This window comes from Pseudomonas marginalis (assembly GCF_024169655.1).
In the GTDB taxonomy this organism is placed as follows: Bacteria; Pseudomonadota; Gammaproteobacteria; order Pseudomonadales; family Pseudomonadaceae; genus Aquipseudomonas; species Aquipseudomonas paraveronii.
In genome coordinates, this window is sequence record NZ_JALJWV010000001.1 from 4,075,056 (window position 1) to 4,094,342 (window position 19,287).

General features: G+C 55.8%; 14 protein-coding genes and 3 pseudogenes. 3 read left to right on the forward strand and 14 right to left on the reverse strand.

Translation table 11 applies throughout. The features are described from left to right. On the reverse strand, positions 1-717 hold the full coding sequence (locus tag J2Y83_RS18485) for a 4-carboxy-4-hydroxy-2-oxoadipate aldolase/oxaloacetate decarboxylase (RefSeq protein ID WP_253397356.1): 717 nt from the start codon (positions 715-717) through the stop codon (positions 1-3). Continuing rightward, entirely contained in the window at positions 714-1,448 is a 735-nt protein-coding gene (galB, locus tag J2Y83_RS18490) for a 4-oxalmesaconate hydratase (protein ID WP_253397357.1), read from the reverse strand. The genes J2Y83_RS18485 and galB overlap by 4 nt, the downstream gene beginning before the upstream one ends. A 157-nt stretch (positions 1,449-1,605) precedes the next feature. Here galB and J2Y83_RS18495 point away from each other — a divergent pair, with 157 nt between their 5' ends. Continuing rightward, entirely contained in the window at positions 1,606-2,832 is a 1,227-nt protein-coding gene (locus tag J2Y83_RS18495; protein ID WP_253397360.1) for a LysR family transcriptional regulator, read from the forward strand. 80 nt (positions 2,833-2,912) lie between these two features. On the opposite strand, the gene J2Y83_RS18500 is transcribed toward J2Y83_RS18495, so the two are convergent. From J2Y83_RS18500 to J2Y83_RS18515, 4 genes are all read right to left on the reverse strand, one after another. Next, positions 2,913-4,538 carry a methyl-accepting chemotaxis protein gene (locus tag J2Y83_RS18500; protein WP_253397362.1) on the reverse strand — a complete coding sequence of 542 codons (1,626 nt, stop codon included), beginning with the start codon at positions 4,536-4,538 and terminating at the stop codon, positions 2,913-2,915. Positions 4,539-4,657: 119 nt separating this feature from the next. After that, positions 4,658-5,905: an OprD family porin gene (locus tag J2Y83_RS18505; protein WP_253397363.1), complete on the reverse strand. Its 1,248-nt coding sequence runs from the start codon at positions 5,903-5,905 to the stop codon at positions 4,658-4,660. A gap of 137 nt (positions 5,906-6,042) precedes the next feature. Beyond that, entirely contained in the window at positions 6,043-7,305 is a 1,263-nt protein-coding gene (locus J2Y83_RS18510; protein ID WP_253397365.1) for a gallate dioxygenase, read from the reverse strand. A 25-nt stretch (positions 7,306-7,330) separates the two neighbouring features. Continuing rightward, positions 7,331-8,668, reverse strand: a complete 1,338-nt coding sequence (locus tag J2Y83_RS18515) for an MFS transporter (protein ID WP_253397367.1) — start codon at positions 8,666-8,668, stop codon at positions 7,331-7,333. A 179-nt stretch (positions 8,669-8,847) separates the two neighbouring features. On the opposite strand from J2Y83_RS18515, the gene J2Y83_RS18520 reads away from it, so the two are divergent. Both J2Y83_RS18520 and J2Y83_RS18525 read left to right on the forward strand, forming a co-directional pair. Then, positions 8,848-9,012, forward strand: a complete 165-nt coding sequence (locus J2Y83_RS18520; RefSeq protein ID WP_253397369.1) for a hypothetical protein — start codon at positions 8,848-8,850, stop codon at positions 9,010-9,012. Positions 9,013-9,467: 455 nt separating this feature from the next. Further along, complete coding sequence (locus tag J2Y83_RS18525) at positions 9,468-10,016, forward strand: hypothetical protein (RefSeq protein WP_253397371.1); 549 nt, start codon at positions 9,468-9,470, stop codon at positions 10,014-10,016. Between the two features lie 366 nt (positions 10,017-10,382). On the opposite strand, the pseudogene J2Y83_RS18530 reads toward J2Y83_RS18525, so the two are convergent. From J2Y83_RS18530 to J2Y83_RS18565, 8 genes and pseudogenes are all read right to left on the reverse strand, one after another. Next, positions 10,383-11,222, reverse strand: a pseudogene (locus J2Y83_RS18530) (ABC transporter ATP-binding protein). A gap of 32 nt (positions 11,223-11,254) precedes the next feature. After that, the gene (locus tag J2Y83_RS18535; RefSeq protein WP_253397373.1) at positions 11,255-12,157 is read right to left on the reverse strand and encodes a FecCD family ABC transporter permease; all 903 of its coding nucleotides are present in this window, start codon (positions 12,155-12,157) and stop codon (positions 11,255-11,257) included. Positions 12,158-12,179: 22 nt separating this feature from the next. Further along, a pseudogene (locus tag J2Y83_RS18540) lies at positions 12,180-12,623 on the reverse strand (iron chelate uptake ABC transporter family permease subunit); the annotation flags it as partial. Then, a complete protein-coding gene (locus tag J2Y83_RS18545; protein WP_253397375.1) occupies positions 12,539-13,585 on the reverse strand; it encodes an MFS transporter in 1,047 nt (348 codons plus the stop codon). The gene J2Y83_RS18545 and the pseudogene J2Y83_RS18540, both read right to left, overlap by 85 nt. Before the next feature lie 150 nt (positions 13,586-13,735). Beyond that, complete coding sequence (locus J2Y83_RS18550) at positions 13,736-15,019, reverse strand: ABC transporter substrate-binding protein (protein WP_253397377.1); 1,284 nt, start codon at positions 15,017-15,019, stop codon at positions 13,736-13,738. Positions 15,020-15,125: 106 nt separating this feature from the next. Further along, positions 15,126-16,394 carry a DUF1479 domain-containing protein gene (locus tag J2Y83_RS18555; RefSeq protein ID WP_253397379.1) on the reverse strand — a complete coding sequence of 423 codons (1,269 nt, stop codon included), beginning with the start codon at positions 16,392-16,394 and terminating at the stop codon, positions 15,126-15,128. 160 nt (positions 16,395-16,554) lie between these two features. Then, the gene (locus tag J2Y83_RS18560) at positions 16,555-17,427 is read right to left on the reverse strand and encodes a helix-turn-helix domain-containing protein (RefSeq protein WP_253397381.1); all 873 of its coding nucleotides are present in this window, start codon (positions 17,425-17,427) and stop codon (positions 16,555-16,557) included. 276 nt (positions 17,428-17,703) lie between these two features. Next, positions 17,704-19,242: pseudogene (locus J2Y83_RS18565) on the reverse strand (IS3 family transposase). Between the last annotated feature and the right edge of the window lie 45 nt (positions 19,243-19,287).

Sequence of the window (19,287 nt, forward strand, 5' to 3'; positions counted from 1 at the left end):
TCAATCTCCGAGATCGTCAAGACTGTCGACGTACCGCAACCCTTTTTCAGCGAGGCGTGTACGCATGTTGTAGATGTCCAGCCCCAATTCGCCCTTCGCCAAGCGCAAGGCCTTTTGCTCTTCCAGATCGGCACGCGCTCGACTGGCTTCGACAACCTGGGGCACTTCGCCGCGACGCACGATAACCACACCATCGTCATCGGCTACCACCACGTCACCAGGGTTGACCAACTGACCGCCGCATACCAGTGGCAAGTTGACCGAACCAAGGGTCTCCTTGATCGTGCCCTGAGCACTGATGGCACGAGACCATACCGGGAACCCCATCTCGCGCAGCGTGTGGGTATCACGCACGCCGGCATCGATCACCAGGGCGCGCACGCCGTGAGCCTTGAGCGAAGTGGCGAGCAGGTCGCCGAAGTAGCCGTCGGTGCATGGCGAACTGGGGGCGACCACCAGGATATCGCCGGGGCGGCACTGCTCCACCGCCACATGGAACATCCAGTTGTCGCCCGGCGCCACCAGCACCGTGACCGCCGAGCCACTGATCACTGTGCCTCGTTGTATTGGTGTGATCGAAGACGTCAGCAGGCCTTTTCGCCCCTGAGATTCGTGGACGGTCGCGACACCGAAGCGCCGCAATTCATCGACCAACACCTGGTCGGCCCTGGCGATGTTGCGCACGACAACACCGGTTTTTCCGATCAACTCGCTCATCCCAGATTCTCCGTCACGCGCGGGAAGATGCTTTGGTAGCCCTCGCCATAAATGATGTCGCGGCTGGAGGTAATCCCGACGTTGCGCTTGGCTTGCACACCACGCTGCAGGGCAACGCGCGTGTAGTACTCCCAGAGGTGTTCCTGACCGGCCATGCACTGGATGGCGGCGTACTTTTTGTCCCAGACCGAAGTGATGTCAAGCAACACGTCAGGGCGCCATTCGCATTGCTCGGGCTGGTGAGGTTCGAAGCTGTAGACCGGTGGTGCGCCGACGATTTTCTCGCCCGGTTTGTAGCCTTCGGCCTGGGCGATGATACGTGCCTCTTGGGTCAAGTTCATGGCAAGCGGGTGATCGTAGTTGTAAGGATCTTTCAGCGAATGGCTCAACACGAATTCGGGCTGAACCCGGCGGAACACATCGGCCAGGCGAAACAGCGTTTCCTTGTCGGCACGCATCGGGTAGTCGCCGATATCGAAAAACTCGACACTGGCACCCAGGATATCGGCGGCGGCCTGGGCCTCTTCGCGGCGAGCGCTTTTGACTTTGCCTTCGCTCATCTCGCCCTTGCGCCACAGCTTGGCGGACTCACCGCGTTCGCCGAAGGACAAGCAGACGATGTGCACGTTGTAACCCTGCTGTGCATGCAGCGCGATGGCACCACCGGCACGCCAGACGAAATCGGCAGAGTGTGCGCTGACGACCAGCGCGTTTTTTGGTGATTCGTTCATTGCGGATTCTCCTCCTGCGTTTCGAAAGAGCATCGCACCGTGAACCACTGAGGTAGAAATGCGTTAGAGTTTTCGAGGTATGCTTTTTTTTTATTGCCTACAGCCAATGGGCGATACATAGTCAGACTTAAACATCGATATGTAGAGCACGCTTCCCATGGAGACCAATGAACTTCCCAGCCTGATGCAGGTGCGAGCCTTCGTCAGAGTCGCCGACCATGGCAGCGTTTCGAAGGCTTCTGTGGCCCTGTTCCGGGCGCAGTCAGTGGTCACCCGGTCTATTTCCGAATTGGAAGCCCGGCTGGATGTACTGTTGTTTGAACGTCATGCCAACGGTATGCGTTTGACCGATTACGGTGCGCGGCTATTGCCTCGGGCTCGTCGGGTACTGGCCGAGCTTGAAAGCGTGCCACGCTTACTAGGTAATGGGGAGAAGCGTGCTGTCGAACCGCTTTACCTGTTCCAGAACAGGCGCCTGCAAGTTTTTGTCAAACTTTGTGAAACCCACCATATGCAGACCGTTGCCAGCTTGCTTGGTCTAAGCCAGCCGGCGATCAGCTCGACCATCAAGGTCATGGAAAATGGCTGTGCCCAATCATTGTTCGAGCGTACACCTCGCGGACTGCAGCCGACGCGTGTCAGCCATGAAATCCTCTTTCCGATCCGTCGGGCGCTGAACGAGTTGCGCCATATCGAGACCGATATCACCGCAATGCGCGGTGACCTGCAAGGCCTGGTACATGTCGGTGCCCTGCCCTTGGGTCGTACGCGTATTTTGCCCGAGGCCATCGTGCGCTTGATGGCCGAACACCCTGCGACCCAAGTTATCACCAACGAAAGCCCATTCGATCTGCTGGCGACCGAGTTGCGAGCCGGCGATGTGGACTTCATTTTTGGCGCCCTACGGCCGCAGGCCTATGCCAGCGACCTGAGCGGTGAAGTGTTGCTCACGGAGGAAATGGTAGTGGTGGCGCGGCGTGATCACCCACTCTATCTAAAAACGGCTTTGCAAGATGAGCTCAGCGCCGCCCAGTGGGTACTGCCTCGCGCCGGATCGCCCGCCCGGCAAATGCTCGACGAGTGCTTCACCCGATTCGGGATTGCGCCGCCCCGACCGATGGTGGAAAGCGGCGACATGTCTATCATTCGTGGACTGTTATTGCGTTCGGACATGCTCGCCGCAGTGTCCACTCACCAGCTGGAACATGAGATTGCCTCTGGCGAATTGTGCATCCTGCCGCTGGAGCTGAGGCAAACTACCCGGGCCATCGGCCTGACTTATCGTAGCGGCTGCCTGCACTCTCCGGTGGCTCAAGCCCTGATGGATACGATTCGCCGGGTAATCCTTGAGGCAGGCAGTGGTTCAGGCCCGTCACCAACCTAATATGTGCCTGGAGCACTGCTTCGCGAGGAGGCTCAATGAAACAGTTTGAGTTTGCCCATTTACGGGAAAACTACCAATAGTCACGTGCGAAAGCGTCCTACCAGCCCGCTTAACTCCTCCGCAAGCTGTGTCAGCTGCTTGCTGGCAGTGTTCGTTTGTTGCGCACCTTCCGAAGATTTCGCCGAGAGGTCGCGGATTGTGAGGAGATTGCTGTCCACTTCACGCGCCACCTGCGCCTGTTCTTCCGCTGCGCTCGCGATCACCAGGTTGCGCTCATTGATCTGGCCGATGGCAGCGAATACTTCTTCCAGCACTACACCGCTCGCTTGAGTCATGTTTAGCGCCACCTGTGCTTTAGACGAACTAGCGTGCATAGCTCCAACCGCCTGTTCGGCTGTGCTCTGCACGCTAGCAATGATCTGTTCGATTTCACGAGTCGACTCCTGCGCCCGGTATGCCAGCGTCCGTACCTCGTCGGCCACCACCGCAAAACCACGTCCGGCTTCACCGGCGCGTGCTGCTTCAATGGCAGCATTGAGCGCCAGTAGGTTGGTCTGTTCGGAAACCGACCGTATTACGTCCAGTACTTTGCTAATGTTTCGCACTTCATGAGCCAGATTTTGAATGCATTCGGCGCTGCCCTGGATATCGGCTGTCATCGATTGGGTTCCCTCGATATTCTCGTGGACTTGCTGACGGCTCTTTTTCGATAGGTTGTCGGAGGCAGCGGCCGTTTGCGAAGTCGACACGGCGTTACGAGCCACCTCTTCGATGGCGCTCGTCATTTCGTTGACTGCCGTGACGGCCTGTTCCAATTGCTGGTTCTGCTGCTGAAGCCCACGATTGCTTTCTCCTGTTATCGCATTCAGTTCTTGTGCAGCTGACGCCAGTTGGGTCGCGGAACCGGTGATCAGATCCAGGGTGACGCGCTGGCTGGTTTGCATGCGATGAAGCTCGACGAAGAGTTCGCCAATTTCGTTGCGGCCAGGAACGGTCACAGGCTGAGTGAGATCGCCACCTGCGATACGTCGAAAATGTTGACCTGCATCGCGCAAGGGCCGCAATACACGGGTAGCGATAAAGACCCAGCACAGGATGGCCATGGCCAATGTAATAACGCCCAGTGTAGCTGCCACGGTCTGCGCCATTTTCAGCCGGTCAACTGATTGCACAATGATCTGCTTGCTTCGTGTTTCCAGCTCGCCAACCAGCTTTAGGCGTACCGCCTGCAGCTTGGCCATGCCATCAACGGCCGCTTTATTTGACTCAATGTAATCTGCGGCCGACAAAGCACGCACCGCTGCGCGCTGGCCGACAACGGCAGCCCCGAACTTGTCGAAGCAGACCTTGAGTTCGTCGGCCATACCCTTGAGCAACGGATCTTTAATGGCGTCGGCGGCAGCATTGAGCTTGGCGATACTTTCCACCCAGATACCCTCGCTACGCAACAGACGCGCATGTGCATCCTCAACGTGGCCGCCCATACTTTCTATGAACGCCGAAGAGACGTTAGCACTAGTTCGGGTAGCCAATAGCAGCGAATTGTTTACGCCGTCGATGACAATAGTGGCGCTGTTCAACTCGATGATCTCGTCGTGGCTGGTGACTGCCGCCCGCCAACTGCTCAGGGTCAAGAAGAGCAATGCCACGATGAAGAGTAAGAGCACCGTGATCATACCGGTGCGGATTTTAAGATCAGGGAACATTTGACGAGCTCCAAGTAGTGACCGCGGCTGAGCAGGCTCGCACCCGCAGGGGATTGAGGCCGTACACGACTTCGTGAACGACAATGGTCACCTGTGGGGCGAATCTGCTTGCCAAGGCGTTAGAGCAGGCTCAATGGATAGCTGATGATCAGACGGTTCTCATCAAACTCATTGCTGCTGTAGTCCCGACGAATGCTGGAATTACGTAGGCGCAAGTTGAGGTTCTTGAAGGTGCCGCTCTGCACGGTATAGGCCAGCTCGGACTCACGTCCCCACTCCTTGCCATCGGTGATGCTGCCTGTGTGCACGTTTTCCCCGCTGATGTAGCGGTTCATCAAAGTCAGGCCGGGGATGCCAAGGGCAACGAAATTGTAGTCGTGGCGCAGTTGCCAGGATTTCTCTCGGGCGTTGTCATAACTGTTGTTGAAGCTATCGTTGGCCAGGGTACCGCCGCTGGTGCCGTTGACCCGCATCCATGCGTTGTCACCGGTGAGCTTTTGCAGGCCGACGTAGAAGGTGTTGCCACCGTACTTGGCCGAGAGCAGCGCTGAGGCGGTGCGGTTGTCTAGGTCGCCGGCGCGGGCACTGCCGTCCTCGCGTCCCCAGAAGTAACCCAGGTTTGCCCCCAGCGTCCAGGCGCCGAGCGGTTGACTGTGTACCAGTTGCAGATACTGTTGCTGATAGATGTCCTTGAGCTCGGCATTCCACAGGCCAATCATGGTGCGCTTGTCGTTAAAGCTGTATTCACCGCCGACGAAGTTGAAGCGATCGGACGTGAACGCGGTTTTCCCCTGCATGAACATGTCGTCCATGCTTGAATCGTTGCGTGGGCTGTTATGCCGGAACTGACCGCCGTACAGGGTCAGGCCATCGATATCCTGCGAGGTGATCTGGCCGCCACGGAAGGTTTGCGGCAGCGAACGGCCATCGTCGGAACGCAGGATCGGCAATACCGGCATCCACTCACCGACCTTCAGTTCGGTTTTGCCCACTTTCATTTTCCCGGCGACCGCCAAGCGGCCGAAATCATCGGCAGGACGCCCATCGCTATCGAGTGGCAATAGCTGCGTACCACCGGTGCCCTGCCCACCATCAAGCTTGACCGAATAGAGTCCCAACACATCTACGCCAAATCCCACCGTGCCCTGGGTGAAACCCGAACGAGCATCGAGGATAAAGCTCTGCGTCCACTCTTCGGCCTTGCCTTGCGGGTAAGCCGGATTGGTAAAGTTGCGGTTGATGTAGAAGTTGCGCAGGTTCAGGTTCGCGCTGGCGTCATCGATGAAACCTGCGGCCTGAACTTCCAGAGGTGCCGTACAAGCAACAGCCAGCGAGCAAGCGATTCGGCGATTAACGGTGATTTTCATTGTTATTGTTTTCCGATTTTTGGGTAAAGAAATGCCCTGCGCCCTTATTTGCCGGGCACACTGGGATCAAGCGAAAAATGGGTGATGGCGACCCGGAAAAGGTCGCCGAGAACTAACGGAGCGATCGCCCCTGAGGATCAGCGAGAGGTTTTGCCCGCCACCGAGTACAGCACCTGCTGGTTGCGGGTCTTCATAAACTCCTCAAGGGTCTGCCCACGCATTGCTGCGTAGACCTGCAGATTTGGAATGCCGAGCACAGCAGCGAGTTTTTCCAGCACAAAGAAAATCGCCCCGTACTGGATCAGACCGCGCCAGTCACGACGTCGCATCAGATCGCATTCCTCTTCGCTCAAGCCACCCTCCTCGTACAGCGCCTCCGGTGCCTCAAGAAATCGTTGGCGCCATTGCGGCTCGATCATCCGGTGCAGGAATTTGTTCAGGCAATAGCCCTTGGCGCTGCGCTCCAAGGTGAACGGGTAGGTGCCTTCCAGTTTTTCGATACCCGCCAACTGATGCTGCATATGCTGCAAGTGACGCGCAGTGACTTCGACGGGCACCTCCCTGTCCTGATTCTCCAACAACAGCGTGGCGATACCCGTCATGGACGGCAGGTAGTAGTCCTGATGCAGGTTCTTCACCGTGGCCGACAGGGCACCGCGCATGATCAGCCAGGTGATGACTTCAGAGCCTTCCATTCCGCCGAGGGTGGCGTACTCGGCATGGGTGATTTCGGTCAGGCGCACCGGGTCGTTGACCAGCAGATCAACAAATTGCTCATCCCATTGCGGGTTATTGAAGCCGCAACGCTCGCCATGCACCTGATGGGACACCCCACCGGTCGCGACAATGGCCACCTTTAGATCTTCGGGATAGCTTTCAATGGCACGGCGCAAGGCCTGGCCCAGTTTGTAGCAGCGCAGGGCACTGGGAATCGGGAACTGCAACACGCCGACCTGTAGCGGCACGATTTCTACCGGCCACTCAGGTTCGCACGGCAAAAGTGCAGACATCGGCGAAAAAAAGCCATGATCCAGTGGCTTGTCACGGAAGAAACTCATGTCGAATTCATCGGCCATCAGACTTTGACCAATGTGCCGCGACAGCGCCGCATGTCCGCCAACCGCGGGCAGCAAACGCGGATTACCGCCCTCATCCGCCACCTCGTAATGCTCATCGACTCCCAAGGAGAACCCGCCATAGTGGTCGAAGAAGAACGAGGTCACATGGTCGTTGAAGATGTAGAATAACACATCCGGTTGTTGCTCCTTCAGCCAGACTTTGATCGGTTCGAAGCCTTCGAAGATCGGCGCCCAGGCCGCCTCATTCTGTTTTTCGTGATCGACGGCAAAGCCGATGGTTGGTGTGTGCGATACAGCGAGGCCACCGATGATGCGTGCCATGATGAGTTCCTTTGTTCGAAGTAGATTATTGCGTCAGCAAAGCCTTATTTACCCGTCGCCGAGCATGACCGTTGGCCAGGATTGCCAGTGCAGCGATGAAAGCCGGCACGCTCAGCAGGGTGAACAGCAACGGCAGACCTAACCCGAGGCTGAGCACTGCACCACCGATGAGAGAACCAAAGATAGCCCCGAAGCGACCGATCCCCAGCATCCAGCTCACACCCGTAGCGCGAAAATCAGTTGGGTAGTAGCCGGGAGCAAAAGCATTGAGTCCGGTCTGCGCACCGCTCATACAGAATCCAGCCGCCACTACGCCGAATGCCAACAGACTTGACTCGAGACTGAATGCTCCCAGTAGCAGGATGAACGCACCGCCCATCGCGTAGGCCATTGCAATCACACGGTTTGGATTACGCCGATCCATGGCCCAGCCGACCACAATTGCGCCGACCGTGCCGCCGATCTGGAACAGGCCAGTAATAGTCGCCGCGCGCTCGATGGACAGACCACCTTCGCGCAAAAGCGTCGGCATCCAGCCCATGGTCAGGTAGATCACCAACAGGCCCATGAAATAAGTCATCCATAGCGCGACGGTGCCAAACCGGAAGCCCTCGCTGAAGAGCATGCGCACGGGCGCCTTATGCTGAGTCTGAGGCTCGGTCATGGTGAATTTCGTGGTGGCCGAAAAGGTGCCACCCAGTTTGTTCAGCACTCGGGCGATCTGGCTGGCGGGGGCATTACGAGTTGCCAGGAAACGTGCGGATTCGGGCAACAGCAGCCAGAGGAACGGCAACAACACTAGCGGCAGGATTCCACCAGCCAGGAGCACCGATTGCCAGCCGTGGTGCGGGATTAGCCAGGCCGCCAAAAAACCGCCCATCCCCGACCCCATGTTGAAACCGGTAAACATGATGGTAATGAACAACGACCGGTTGCGCTCTGGCAGGTACTCGGAAAGCAGTGTTGTGGTATTGGGCAGCGCTGCGCCCAAAGCCACACCCGTCAACAAACGCAAGGCCGCCAGTTCGTAAGGATTGCTGGCAAATGCGCAAGCAAGACTCAACAAACTGAAACCAGTAACGGCGAACAGCAGTATTTTTTTGCGCCCTAGGCGATCGGCATAGGGGCCAGCCGTCAGGGCGCCAATGGCCAACCCGACCATGCCGGCACTCATGACTGGGCCAAAGGCCGCTTTGGACAGGCCCCAATCTTGAATCAGCGAAGGCGCGATAAAACCCATGACCGCGACGTCAAAGCCATCGAACAGCACAATGAAGAAACACAGGCTCATGATGAGCCACTGATAGCCGGCAACCGGGCGGTTGTCGATCCACGCTTTGATATCGACCGTTTCGTGACGCATGCTTTTCACCTTCTTATTTTTGTAGACCATCCGACAGGCTAGGGAATGAAAAGACCTTTTCACTCAGTCGGATACTAGGCATGACTGTAAAGCCGCAAGTGCTCGCCCCGCCTCTAGGAAATCCTTAAGCAGATATCGGTTTTTCTTATCGGGGACGCAAGGACGGCGTAATCAACGCAATGGTTCGCGAACAGCTAATCAGTGCCAGCCTGATCACAGGCGCCAGCGTATTGTTTCCCGCGCTGCCTGCTTCGGAGAGCGTTTTGGATGTCTTCGTGGCAACCGACTCTTCCGGCAACTTCATCATCGCAACTCAACAGGCAATCTATGAGCGCATGACATAAACAGGCGCTCTAATGCTGCTTGGTTATCGCTGCCCCATGAGCAATTGCGCGAATGGCGCTACGACACCACAGCCCTGGAGTGCCGAAACCGCATTTGCGCAGATGGCCGCAGGTGCTGCGTGCTCGCACTGTGCTTATCCCTTTGCCAACCGTCGCGCCAATCGCGAGAAGGTGCAGGCGCAGGATAAGCCAAGTTTCTGGCTGGCGGCCCGCCGCCAGCATTAGGCCAAGTTCTTCTTGCCCGATTCTCGGCACAGGTCGCAGATTCAATCACCTACGCTTTTTGCTAGATAAGCTGATACAAAGCTCAAAATCACCCGATAAAGAAAAACGATACCTGCTTAAGCATTTCCCAGAGGAGTAGCAGAGACCTGTGGCCTAGAGTCAGCCCCAGAGTTAGGCTATTAAGCAGTCCAACTTTGTAGTCTTTTTTACAACAATAAGAAGGTGAAAGCATGAGTCACGAAACAGGCTTCAGCATGAGCGGCAACGATGTCAACACGGGTTCGACGTTGAACTCAAATAAGCAGAATCTGAGAGCTTTAATTCGCGCCGGTGTGATTGGCGGGCTGACTGGCGCGGTAATCATCTGGATTTACGAGGCCCTGATTTGGGTTGGGGTACAACATCTAATGCCGCTCGCCGGCATTCCGCGTAACGCGACAGGTCTCGTGTTCGGCAAGGAAGTTCAAGAGGCGCTCGGCCCATGGGCCTATCTTCTCGGCACTGCGATTCATTTTTTCTTCGCAATCGGATGGGGCGTCCTGTTTGCCCTCATCTGGCCGTATTTCCGCCGTCGTGGATATGAAGCGACTTTCATCGCGCTGTTCTACGCAGTCATCGCGTGGGTCGTGATGCACGTGGCTATCGCCATTGCTTCGGACAATCATCCGAATTACTACGACCCTGTCGTCATCATTGGCGGCTTCATGTCGCACTTCTTCTTCACGGTATCACTCGCACTAACCGTGAAGAGGTTGATGGCGTCGTGCCCGGGCGCGTAGTTCGGAGCACCCGTTAAGACTGATCTATCGGTAGCTTAAAAGCGTTCGACCTTCAGGCGGCAGAGATCCGGTTTTTCGCCTTGCGCCGGTTCACCGCCCCTGAAGGAAATGTCCTTAAGTAACAGCTTGATCTGTTTGGGCCGTTGATACGATGCCAGGTTCTCTCGGTTTACTCTTCCGGCCCCGATCACCTTGAGTCCGGCAGCAAACATCCCATAAGGTCTATTAGTTACAGAAAGAAGTCGACCGTTGTCGCTTCCCTACCCACTCGGTCAATCCGCTCCCCATTACATCTAGAGAAAACATTCAATCCCTGCGCAACAGAGCCTTGTGGTACTTGCTTGAGGCTCTTACTGGCAGTCTCGATCAGCACTGAAACTCTTCAGCCACGAACTCTGTCTGACCTTGCTGCTTCTGCTGCTTATGCGGTAGCGGTTGAATCGCGGTGATAACAGGCTTGCCTGTCTGGGGGCACTTCAACAGTACACAACTCACTCCGTAAAGCTCTTCAATGAGAGCAGTAGTCACGACTGTGTCTGGAGCGCCCTAAATAACAATACGCCCCGCCTTCATGGCCACCAGATGGTCTGCATATCGGCACGCGCTGGAAAGATCATGCAGAACCATGACCACCGTCTTGCCGGCATTGGTCAGTTGGCGAACGAGCTCAAAGACTTCTATCTGGTGACCCAAATCCAGCGCTAAAGTTGGCTCGTCCAACAACAGCAAAGGCGTGTCCTGGGCGATTGCCATCGCAATCCAGGCGCGTCGTCGCTGTCCACCGGAGATGGATTCGAGCGCACAGCCTGCCAACTCGACAAGGTCGGCGGCGTGCAATGCATTTTCTGAGATCAGTTGATCCTTGGAGCTCCACTGACGCATCAAGCCCTGATGCGGTTGCCGGTCAAACCGGATGAGCTCATTCACGGTTATCCCCTCTGGCGCACTTGCGTCCTGAGGTAGCAGGGCCAATAACCAGGCAACGTCGCGGGTTGGCAATGAACCAATTGGCTGACCGTTAAGCAAGACGGCGCCACTGCGTGGTTTATTGAGCCGCGCCAGGCCAGCGAGCAAAGTGGAGTTTCCACAGCCATTGGGGCCGACGATGACCGTCACCTGTCCTTGCGGAATGTGCAAGTTCAGGCCATTGACCACCATGCGTCGTCCGTACCCGAGATACAGATCGCGCGTTTCCAGAGTGGCCATGGCGTCGCCGATGCACGGTAACTCGAATCGCTTTATTGGACTCTCCGATCAGGTTGGCGCAAAACAATCCATATCAGATAAGGGCCGCCAATGATGGCCATCACGATACCGACAGGCACCTCTATGGGGGACAGGTTATTGCGACCTGCCAAGTCGGCGACCACCATCAGCAGCGCCCCGCTCCAGGCCGAGTTCAAAACCGGAACACCACGCTGCCTGGCAAGATAACGCGCTATTTCCGGTGCAATCAGCGCCACAAGTCCTACCGGGCCGACCACCGCTACGCCCAACGCTGTAAGCCAAACGGTCGCCGCCAACGTCGTCAGGCGCACGCCGAGGCTGATAGACACCCGTTCAGAAAAACCCATCGCAGCCAGCCGGCGCCCCAGCAGACAGGCCCAGGGCGAGCCAAAGAACAATCCTGCCGCGAGCGCCCTAATGGCAACGGCCGACGTCCCATTCAGGCTGCCTACCGTCCACGGGTAGGCGCGATTGGCAGCGTCTATAGGGGCCTGGGAGAGCATGAGATTTGTTAGTGCGCTGAACATCGCGCCGACGCCGATACCCGTAACGATGAAACGATAGCCCCGTGAACCCGAGCCAGACGCCAGAGCGAACGTCAAAACAACTGCAGTGGCCGCTCCGGAAAGAGCCAGAATCGAGGGCAACAGGCTAGTGGACGTTGCCACGATGGAAGCCACCGCAAAAGCAGTGGCGCCATTGTCCAATCCGACAATTCCAGGAGTAGCCAGTCGATTGCGCGCCAAGGTTTGCATCAGGCAGCCGGCGGCGCCGGTCGACACAGCCGCGAGTATCCGCGGCATTCGAAGCGTATTGATCAGTAACCGGCTGACGGCATCTCCCTGATCTGCCAGGACGAGCAACGCGTCCTTGACAGGTAAGCCCCAGGAATCCAATCGGGCCAGCCGCGGCATTGGCCGTTCCGACCAGTATCGCGACCACGATTAGCGCCCCCAGACGCACTCGCTGTGGATGATGGCCAAGGCTGCTGGCCAACGCCTCTCCCAAGGCCAGTGCCGCCAATGGGCGAACCAAAGGTAGCATCAATATCAGTCCGCAAATCAGGCCCGGTAGCGCTGCGTAGAGTGTTTCGACAGGCCGACCAGCCAGAGAGCCAATCACCCAAAAGCGCATTTCGTCGGCGGTACGCTGATCCCGGAGCAGCAACAGACCACTCAGGGCGCTGAGAAACCCTGAAAACGCCGCACCAGCCAAAATCAGGCGAACGGCATCACTGCCTACGCCACGAAGCCAGCAGACAGCCATGACCAGAAAACAGCCGATTAATGCGCCGACTACGGCAACACTGAAAGCGAGAGATAAGGCCGAAGCGCCTTGGCTAACCCAGATGCCAGTCCACCCTGGAAGGCTCCCAGCAATAAACCCAAACCCAGCGTTACAGCCATATTGATCGGCGCAAAGGTATACACCGAAACCACGCACGCCTGGCAGATCAAAAACAGCATGAAGGCCTTACCGCGACTAATGTTGACGCTGATACGACCATAGATTAAAGACCCCAATAGCGAACCGATGATGTGCACCGCCAGGTATCCTGAGGTCGACGCCACCGGTAGGTTGAGCACCATGCGCATGTAGGTGGGGAGCCATGTGATCATGATGTAAGCATCGCCAAAGATGCCGCTGGCCAGAACCGTACTGATCAAGGTTACTCGACGGTGCTCACTGCCGAAAATTTCCCGTAGGTTCATTTTCTTCGGTGTGCGGCTGGCTTGAGTAAATGCCTCGGATTCTGGCACAAGGCGCCGGATGAACCAGATCAGAAACGCTGGTAACAGCCCAATGGCGAAGAAGGCGCGCCAGGCGATGTATTCTGGCAGCCAGGCGAATACGACCGGCATCAAGGTCAGCGAAATAGCATATCCGACGGCATAGCCACTTTGCACCGAAGCAGCAACACGCCCCCGCAAGGCCGGTGAAATGGCTTCACTGATCAAAACCGCGCCGACAACCGCTTCTCCGCCGTAGCCGATACCCTGTAGAAACCGCACTGGCAGAAACTGCCAGAAGCTACTGCATAAGCCGGCCAGGCAGGTAAACAATGCAACCAACAACACAGTGATCTGCATTACCTTTACACGCCCAAAGCGGTCGGCCAAAAGGCCTGCACCCCAACCTCCGATAGCGCTGCCGATCAGCGAAACCGAACCCAGCATGCCGGCGTCAGATTTGCTCAACGCCAGCACAGTCATCAACACAGGCATCATCAGTGCATAGATGGTTGAATCCATCGTATCCAGCGTGAATCCACCAAAGCAGGCCAATAGGTGCGTTTTTCTTTTGGCGTAAGCACCGAATACCAACCAAGTCGCATAGCGCAAACATCTTCTTTTTATGATCTGCGGGAATGTTAACGAGGGGCTTCGGCAGGGGGGCGTGCGAAAAACTTATGCAGGAAGCGGTAATTTTTATACGGACTTATTCAAAGACCTGCCGTGTTGTTTGCAGGTCTCGAAGGCAACCATCCACTGCTACTGAGCAGCGGCCTTGATGGCCGAAAACATCTGTTTGCCAGCCTCACCAGGGGCAGCATTCTTGTTGCTCAGGAAATTGCTGACCACATCGAAGATTGCCCCCTGCACTGCTTGGGAAGTGGACATGTTGAACGCCATACTTGGCTCCAACGTACCAGCCTTCTCGGCTTCGGCGAAATCTTTGGAGGAAGCTTGAGCACACCTATCAAACTTGCTCATGTCCAGCCCCTTGATAACCGGGATTGAGCCTTTGTTCTGATTGAAGACGTACTGGAATTCCGGTTCCAGAGCGACCTTGGCCAAGTAGTCACGCGCCGCATTGTTGCCGGGCATATCATTCTTCTTAGACAATTTGAACATGACCAGTGAGTCAATCGTGTAGGTATAGATCCCTTGCGAACCTGGGAAAGGTACACACTCGTAATCCGTACCAGCATTCTTACCGGCCGCCGTCCACTCACTTTTGGCCCAGTCGCCCATGATTTGCATGCCCGCTTTGCCATTGATGACCTTTGCCGTTTCCAGGTTCCAGTCCTGGCCGGTGCCATCAGGATCCATATAGGTTTGTAGTTTGCGAAGCGCCGCAAAAACCTCGGTCATTTTTGAGCCGGTCAGTGTCTCCTCATCATTTTCAATGAAGGCCTTCCGAAAACCCTCGGCTCTCATGATGCTCAGCACCAGACCTTCAAATACAGTTGTGTCCTGCCAGGGCTGTCCACCGTGAGCAATCGCAATGAAGCCCGCAGCCTTGAGCTTGTCGCCCGCAGCGTAGAGTTCTTCCAGGGTTGACGGGGCCTTGTCCACGCCGGCCTTCTTGAGCACCTCAGGGTTGACCCACAACCAGTTGATGCGATGGATGTTCACCGGCACTGCTACATAGTGACCTTCGTACTTCATGATGTTGGCAACGGTCTTGGACAGCAAACTGTCCCAGTTGTTTGCCTTGGCCACCTCATCGACGCTGGTCAGCAAATCCAGCTTGCCCCACTCCTGAATATCCGGCCCCTTGATCTGTGCAGCTGAGGGCGGGTTACCGGAGACAGCTCGGGTTTTTAGCACCGTCATTGCAGCTGCTCCGCCGCCGCCCGCCACAGCGCTGTCTTGCCAAGTGAAGCCATCCTTTTCCACTATCTGTTTAAGCACTTCCACAGATTTGGCTTCTCCTCCCGACGTCCAATAGTGAACGACTTCGACAGTGCCCTTGCTATCAGCGGCGTGCACCGAGAGAGGACAAAGTGTGGCCAAGGAAATGACAGCAGCAAGGCGATTGATTGCGTTCATCTTTGTACCTTTTTTGTTGTTATGTATGGCAAGCGTCGCCTGCCAAGTAGAGGCGCTCCTCAATCGGATTGAGTGCGCCAATTTCGATAGCAACAGCTCCGTGAACTCAGGAGATACCTAACCCGTTGCGACCGATAGCATTCAATTGTTCCGACGTGAATCGGTCTTCCCATGCTGTTTCGTAATGCTCTGGCGGGAAATCGTCTGGCGACTCGCCTGCCTTGAACGCTCTAAATACGTCCTTGGCATATTTGAGATTTTTTGGGCACATCGGAGCCGCCGGCACGTACATTACGTTGCCCCACCCCTCTTGGTTTTCAACAGGAGCAACACTATGGATGACGTCGCAATGCCACCAAACTGAATCACCTGCCTGCACGTCGGGGATAGGGGTCATTCCCTGCAGCAGTAACGGGTGCCACTTTTCCGATACCGGAAGTACCTTGCCTGGGGAAACACCACACAGCTCATCATCTGGAACGTCGTTCAGCAATGGGCGTAAAAGCATATAAGCCATGGCTTTGGGGATCGGCAATGTATGCAGGACTCCCTGATCGGCTCTCATGTCGGAAAGGGCTGTCCACCCCTGAAAAGTTCTGAAAGCTGAACACTTGACTGTATTTTTGTACGCGTACTCATCCACCTCAGTGCGATGGGCGGCATCCCACGGGTCATATGATTTGAAATCGTTGCTGTAGATTTTGTCGAAAATTTTCAAATAGGCAGGATGCAGCCACCGCTCCAAAGCACCCGAATCGGTGTGTGCCCCCAACCCTTTAGAGGTGGTGCCAGGTGGCCGGCGGCGTACTCGGTCAGGGTAAAGAGCGTTGACATTCGGATTGAACCAGTCCTGCCCCTGGGAATGAATTTTCCATAGCCGATTCAGAAAGGATTGCGCAGTGCCCATGCGCTCATCCTGGCGCAGTTGCATCTGCGAGCTCGACCAATAAATCGGAAAAATCTCCGGCCGCGAAGCATCGAGGTTTCCAAAAAACTGATCGACAGGCCCGCGATAAACCCCATCAAAATCATTCCTGTCGAGGTACTCCAACAGGTTCCTGTCCCACGTCAGGACTTGCTCTCTAGGAAAGTGGTTTTTAATGACCAAGCAACCGCGACGTTTAATTTGTGTCAATTGCTCCTCTGTCACTTTCCCATTGGCTATGGTGTCGAACTCAAGCACGGGCCAACCCGAGCCGGTCAGTGCCTGCTGCTCTTTGATCGATCCAATTTCGGCCGTAATGAACTCGCTTACCTCAGAAAAAAGCGATTCCACATCGCCTATCTGCGCACGCAACGTCTTTTTCATTTTGACGATGCTGTCTTTGTAGTTTTCGGGAAGGTCGGCACTTTCGAAAGATTGATACTTGCTCATGAGACACCTGAGTTCTTGTTTTTCCTACATGCATGAAAACACCGCAATAGGGATTACGGCAGCCTCATTTCGAGCGTTGGATAATACGATTCTGGCGTTTCTTTCGACGCCTGCGGAACGATCGAGCTACTGGATAAGCTCGATCAGTCGCATGGCAGCATCACTGGAAATGGTGTCCGTGCTTATGCCGGAACTCTGAAGGGGTAACGCCCTTTAGCGTCTTGAACTGACGATTGAAGAGCGCTTGCGATGAGTAGCCCACTTGCTCGGCGATCATTGAAATGGCCAGATTGCCTTGCATCAATAACGAGCAGGCATGTCCGATACGTAGTCGAACGATGTAGTCCAACGCCGAACACCGCGTATGCTTTCTAAACATTCGATGAAACGCTGAAACGCTGACACACGCCATCTCAGCCAACGCCGGCAAACCAAGAGCGCTGGTGTAGTGAGCGTGAATGTAATCGAGGACTCGCCGAATCCTCGCATCCTCGGTGACTTGACTAGCAGCATCCGGAATTCTTGCGGCGGCGATCTTCCTGGCATTTGCATCTTGAGACAGCTTGTTAAGGACGACTAACAGTGAAACCAGACGCTGCGAAGCGTCTTGATCAACCATCGACTCAATGATGGGGCGCAGTTCTCGAGATGCCGCATCGCTGAAATGCAAAGCAGTTTGCGCAGCACTCAGTATGGTTCGAATAGCCCCCATTTCCGGGCAGAGCTTTACCAGTGATTCTGCCCATACATCGGAAAACCAAATGACCAAGGCAATATAAGGTTTCGCGGGATCGATGCGCTCGACTGATGACCAGCTATGTGGGACATTCGGGCCAACCAACACCAGATCACAATCCTCGTAGAGCGCTACATCGTTACTGATATAGCGGTGACCACGACTGTTCAAAGTGAGTGTCAGCTCGTACTCCGGGTGATGGTGCCACTCAAAAGGTATTGCATCCGCAAGCCGCCTGTTCAGGAGCGTCCAGGAAGTATTAGCGTCGGTAGGAACCTGCTCGAAACTGGGCTTCATGACAGCATACTGCCCTTCAAGGAATTGAACACGCCACAATCGTACCATTCAACGCCATTACTGATACTGCCCTGCTCAGCCAATCTTCGGCATCCTCCCATTTTGTCACGGTCAACAAACCGTGGTGCCCAACCTCTCCTACCAAAAAGACAATAGGGAGCGCCAGTGATGCACGGGACGATTACCACCGAAGTACAGGCGCCGACACTTGCCGATAGCAAAGTCCAACGCCTCAGCTTTTTTGTATTCGGGGATGCGGACAAAAACTTGGACTGGTTATGCCGCGAGGCCCAGGCTCTCACGATACTCAATGGGACTGAGAGCGCCGAGGGAAATCTTGATTCGTTTCTCGTTGTACCAACGAATGTATGAATCCAGGGCCTGAATGAACTGCTCGATGCTCGTTGACTGCCAATTGCGAGGATAGAACAGTTCCGTTTTCAGCCGGCCGAAGAAGCCCTCACAAGCCGCGTTGTCAGGCGAGCAGCCCTTGCGCAACATCCAACGAATCAGCTTCGCATCAGCGATGCGCGATAACCAGCCAGGCCAGCGGTAGTGAGCGCCACGATCGGAGTGAACAACAGGCCGTTTATCGGTGCAGGCCACCGTTTCAACGGCGGCATCCAGCATCGTGTTCACAAGCTCGGCATCAGGACGCGTGCCGATCGACCAACTGATTACCTTCCCATCGAAGCAGTCGATCATGGGCGACAGGTACACCTTGCCAGCCGGGATCTGGAACTCCGAGATGTCAGTCAGCCATTTCTCATTCGGAGCAATAGCCGTGAAGTCACGGTTGACGAGGTTTTCCGGCGCGGGACTGATTTCCCCGAGGTAGGAACCGTATCGACGCCGTTTCGGCTTTGCGACGACCAGGCACTCCTGCTTCATCAAGCGCTGCACAACCTTCTCTGACAGACGCATACGCTGCCTGCTCAGCGAAGCCCGCATCCGTCGGTAGCCGTAGCAGCGATGATTGCGCTCGAAAATGTCCGCCATGGCAACACGCACTTCGGTGTACTTTTCCGCGACCTGCATTCGGGCTCGATGATAGAAATAGGGGCTTCGGGCCAAGCCAAGCGCTTCAAGCAGCTCTGACAAGGAATACGTCTGACTCAGGGCATCAGCCAGCAATGTCTTCTCCCGATTGGTCAGGACTTGCCGATCGATGCCCGTCTATTTTTTTATGAGTTCACTCGCCCTCATCAACAGTTCGTGTTCAAGCTGCAGACGACGCACGTCGAGCCTAAGAGATTCAAGTTGCCGCTCCAACTCTTTTCGTTCCGGTGACGACGGAGTTTGTTGTCGGCGTTTCATGGATGCGGATGCCTCTGGGCCGAGTAACTGATTTTTCCAGTTGTACAAGGTCGGCCTGCACACGCCCAGCTTTTGAGCCACGGCGTTCGCACTTTCATGTCGCGTGCACAGCGCGATGACCGCTGCCTGCTTCATCACTGGCGGGCGGGCCAGCCCGTCAGATCGACCGATGACACGCGTATGCAACTCGGGGTGCAATTCGTAAATCCAGGCACGCAACGAATCCCGTGCGGGGTAGCCCAACGCCTTGATGGTAGCGGCGATGCTACGACCGTGTTCGAGATAGTACCCGACAGCCTTTTCCCTTTGGGCCAGTGAGTACTTCGACTTCGAGGGCGCGTAGCCACGCGGCAGGTCGAGGCATCGCTCATACTCTGCATACTAGGTCTTCAAAGAGTTCTTCGTCGGGTAGCCCAACTGACGAATAGTTGCCCCGGTGCGCTTCCCCAGTTTGATGTAGAGCTTGACTGCTCGGATGCGGTCTTCGTATGAATACATGAACTACCTCCAGGTAGTCCAAGATTTCCGCCGCATCCCCAACAG

Bases quoted from the DNA above. Each gene is read 5' to 3' on its own strand.
- J2Y83_RS18495 (WP_253397360.1), top strand. From the start codon at position 1,606: ATGGAGACCAATGAACTTCCCAGCCTGATGCAGGTGCGAGCCTTCGTC.
- J2Y83_RS18525 (WP_253397371.1), top strand. From the start codon at position 9,468: ATGAGTCACGAAACAGGCTTCAGCATGAGCGGCAACGATGTCAACACG.
- J2Y83_RS18505 (WP_253397363.1), bottom strand. From the start codon at position 5,905: ATGAAAATCACCGTTAATCGCCGAATCGCTTGCTCGCTGGCTGTTGCT.
- J2Y83_RS18485 (WP_253397356.1), bottom strand. From the start codon at position 717: ATGAGCGAGTTGATCGGAAAAACCGGTGTTGTCGTGCGCAACATCGCC.
- J2Y83_RS18510 (WP_253397365.1), bottom strand. From the start codon at position 7,305: ATGGCACGCATCATCGGTGGCCTCGCTGTATCGCACACACCAACCATC.
- J2Y83_RS18520 (WP_253397369.1), top strand. From the start codon at position 8,848: ATGGTTCGCGAACAGCTAATCAGTGCCAGCCTGATCACAGGCGCCAGC.
- galB (WP_253397357.1), bottom strand. From the start codon at position 1,448: ATGAACGAATCACCAAAAAACGCGCTGGTCGTCAGCGCACACTCTGCC.
- J2Y83_RS18560 (WP_253397381.1), bottom strand. From the start codon at position 17,427: ATGAAGCCCAGTTTCGAGCAGGTTCCTACCGACGCTAATACTTCCTGG.
- J2Y83_RS18535 (WP_253397373.1), bottom strand. From the start codon at position 12,157: ATGCCGCGGCTGGCCCGATTGGATTCCTGGGGCTTACCTGTCAAGGAC.
- J2Y83_RS18500 (WP_253397362.1), bottom strand. From the start codon at position 4,538: ATGTTCCCTGATCTTAAAATCCGCACCGGTATGATCACGGTGCTCTTA.
- J2Y83_RS18550 (WP_253397377.1), bottom strand. From the start codon at position 15,019: ATGAACGCAATCAATCGCCTTGCTGCTGTCATTTCCTTGGCCACACTT.
- J2Y83_RS18515 (WP_253397367.1), bottom strand. From the start codon at position 8,668: ATGCGTCACGAAACGGTCGATATCAAAGCGTGGATCGACAACCGCCCG.
- J2Y83_RS18555 (WP_253397379.1), bottom strand. From the start codon at position 16,394: ATGAGCAAGTATCAATCTTTCGAAAGTGCCGACCTTCCCGAAAACTAC.